We start from the raw sequence: 2741 nt of genomic DNA, 5'->3' as shown, positions 1-2741 counted from the left end.
CCCGCGCGGGTCGGCGCGGGCTCGGCGGACGGCGCGGGCGCATCCGTCGCTTGGGCCTGGGTCGGCTCAGGCTGCGAGGCCGCTCCGAGCCTGGGGACCGCGGCCTCCTCGGGAGCGGTGCGGTGAGTGGCAGCCGGCGCGGCCTGGCTTGCCGGACGGGGCGCGAGCTGTGGTGTGGAGGCGAGTTGGGCCATCAGGGCGGCCTTGAGCCCAGCCGAGGGCTGCACGGGGGCCGCGGCAAGGCCCAGAGTCACCGCGGTATCGCTCAACTCGGCCGCCTCGATGCGGGCCTGCTCGGATGCCGCGAGGTGCTCCTCATAGTCGGCGGCGTCCTCCGCGCCCAGGGCGTGGAGGGCGTAGGCGCCGGAGAGCTCGCCCGGGTTCATCCCAACGGCTTTGCGCCCATCGTCATTCCGTTCGTTGTCGCTCATGACGCCACTCCCAATTCATCACGCAGGCGGATCATGCCGTCGCGCAGCCTTGTCTTCACCGTTCCGAGAGGGATCTGCAACCGCTCAGCGACTTCACTCTGACTGAGACCGCCGTAGTAGGCGAGGCTGATCGCCTGGCGTTGCAGTTCCGTCAATCTGGCCATCGCCCTCTCCACCCTTTCGTGCTCGATTCGTACTCCGACTGTTTCGGACACCTCGTCGTAGGCCACCGCGAGATCACGGATGCCGATTTTGATGTCCCGGTCGCGGCTTGCCTGCGACGACCGAATCCGGTCGACCGCACGGCGGTGCGCCATGGTCAGGATCCAGGTTGCGGCCCCGCCGCGCTGGGCTTCGTACCTCGTCGCCGTCTGCCAGATCTCCAGAAAAATCTCCTGGGTCACTTCCTCCGACTGGGAGGGGTCGACCAGCAGGCGCCGGACGAGACCAAGGACGCGCGGAGCCATTCGGTCGTACAGCTCTCCGAATGCCCCTTCGTTTCCCTGCGCCACCCGGCCCAGCAGTTCCTCCTGGGAGGCAGGAACAGTCGACTCCCGGTCGATGTCGAATTCAGCGCTCATGGGAACAAGCATCTCAGGTCTTGTCTGTGTCCATGACTCATAGTTCGTCACGGAGCACGGATCGGATTGGTACGTCACGACAGACCGGGGAAGAGTGAAGGCCGGACCGCAGAACGCCTCTCGGCGCGAGGCCGCTCATAGCGGCGAATATTGGAGCCCGGGGTTACTGCGGCCCGACCAGAAACCAGTGTAAACGACGCGGATACGTTTGCGCACCGAGTGGAGCGGCTCGTCACCGGTCGAAGGTCTGTCAGTCCAGGGAGTCGCTGCGCCAGAGCCGCGCGCAGGAGCCGAACTCCTGGGCCGTGGTGGAGAACCGGAGGGCGCGGGTGGTCAGTTCGGTGGATCGGAGCGGTTCGGTCGTCTCCAGGTCGTCCGCGGCGCTGGTGCAGCCGACGGAGATGACACGGCAGAACGCCGCCGCGCGGTCGAGCGCCACGGCGAAGTCGCCGGTGAAGATTCCGCGCAGGATCTGGTCGGCCAGCACGATGATCTCGGCCGTGCCCGTGGGAACCGCCGCACCGGCGATGACCGGGTCGATCGCCACGGTGACCTCGGTTCCACGCTGGTAGAGGAATGCCGTGCCCTCGGGATCCTGGCGGATAAGAAGCCGCACCAGGTAGATCCGCCAGAGTGCCCCGGGCAGGCTGCGCGGCGACGCCCTCGACCAGAGTTCGGCCACCGCATCGACGCCGTTTTCATCGGTGTAGGCCACGAGCCGCTCCACGATGTCGGGGTCCGGGTCGCTGCGCACCCGGGCCAGGAGCGCGTGCGCCGTCTCGTGCGCCACTCTGCTGATCATCGCCGGATCTTCGCCGCCCTGGAACGACTCGAATTTACTGCCGGAGAACTGGGTCGGCTTGTGAAAATTCTCGGCCATCGCATCCTCCTGGGTTCGTCGCTTGTGTTCGCTGTGGGCACATCCGTCTCGTCTGCGGATGCCCCTCTCCCACGGTACCTAGAAATACCGATCCGGAATCCCCTGTAGATTATTAACCGCGGGCCTCTAGCTCAGTTGGTAGAGCAAAGGACTTTTAATCCTTGGGTCGTCGGTTCGAGCCCGACGGGGCCCACTCAGAGAACCAGGGTCGGTGTATGCCCGGGGCGTGGCGCACGCGTCAATCCCCGGGGCCCGGCTCGGTTCCAGACTCCCGGCGCGCACCCAGCGATGATTCGGGCCGCGTTCGGGTAGCTCCTCCATACTGCTGTGACCGGCCGTCGGCATGCCCGGTGTCGGCGGCAGCAGAAGGAGGACCCATGGGCAGAGTGAATGAGGAAGTCGAAATCGAGACCGGGATCGTCACCCGGTACCGGCGTCACCCGAACGGGCGCGGACTGGTATCCCCCGGAGCGCGCGTGCACCCCGGGGCATTCGTGTCCCGCACCGCCTACGTGGAGAGTGGCGCCCGGGTCGGCGCGGAGGCGTGGATCGGTCCAGGCAGCTGGATCGACCAGGGCGCGGTCGTCGGATCGCACGTTTTCATCGGCCAGAGCGTGCACGTCGGTCCGGACGCGGTCGTCGGCAGCGCCGCCCGGCTCGGCAGCTATGTGCGGGTCGGCCGACACGCACAGATCAGCCCCGGAGCGGTCGTTGAACGCGACCTGCGGGTTCCGGACGACGCGGTGATCGACGCGGCACCGCGCACGCGCCTGTCGCCCGGATCGGCACCCGCCGGGCTCGGCCACGCCGCCTAGCGGCGTGGCCGCCGTGCCGCGCGGCGCCGCCGTT

General features: G+C 67.8%; 3 protein-coding genes, 1 tRNA gene and 1 pseudogene. 2 read left to right on the top strand and 3 right to left on the bottom strand.

All coding sequences use genetic code 11. From position 1 onward, the window contains the following. From E3O67_RS09545 to E3O67_RS09535, 3 genes and pseudogenes are all read right to left on the bottom strand, one after another. Positions 1 to 431, bottom strand: a pseudogene (locus E3O67_RS09545) (hypothetical protein); the annotation flags it as partial. Then, positions 428 to 1012, bottom strand: a complete 585-nt coding sequence (gene sigK / locus E3O67_RS09540; RefSeq protein ID WP_241979157.1) for an ECF RNA polymerase sigma factor SigK — start codon at positions 1010 to 1012, stop codon at positions 428 to 430. The gene sigK and the pseudogene E3O67_RS09545, both read right to left, overlap by 4 nt. Before the next feature lie 250 nt (positions 1013 to 1262). After that, on the bottom strand, positions 1263 to 1892 hold the full coding sequence (locus E3O67_RS09535) for a DNA-directed RNA polymerase subunit beta (RefSeq protein WP_134428263.1): 630 nt from the start codon (positions 1890 to 1892) through the stop codon (positions 1263 to 1265). Between the two features lie 120 nt (positions 1893 to 2012). Between E3O67_RS09535 and E3O67_RS09530 the strand changes: the two genes are divergently transcribed. After that, positions 2013 to 2085: transfer RNA gene (locus E3O67_RS09530), tRNA-Lys, on the top strand. A 184-nt stretch (positions 2086 to 2269) separates the two neighbouring features. Further along, complete coding sequence (locus E3O67_RS09525) at positions 2270 to 2707, top strand: hypothetical protein (protein ID WP_134428261.1); 438 nt, start codon at positions 2270 to 2272, stop codon at positions 2705 to 2707. Positions 2708 to 2741 lie beyond the last annotated feature (34 nt).

It is taken from the genome of Cryobacterium sp. TMT3-29-2 (genome assembly GCF_004564305.1).
In the GTDB taxonomy this organism is placed as follows: Bacteria; Actinomycetota; Actinomycetes; order Actinomycetales; family Microbacteriaceae; genus Cryobacterium; species Cryobacterium sinapicolor.
Note: the sequence above shows the minus strand (reverse complement) of the source record. Positions and strands in the feature narration are given on the sequence as shown.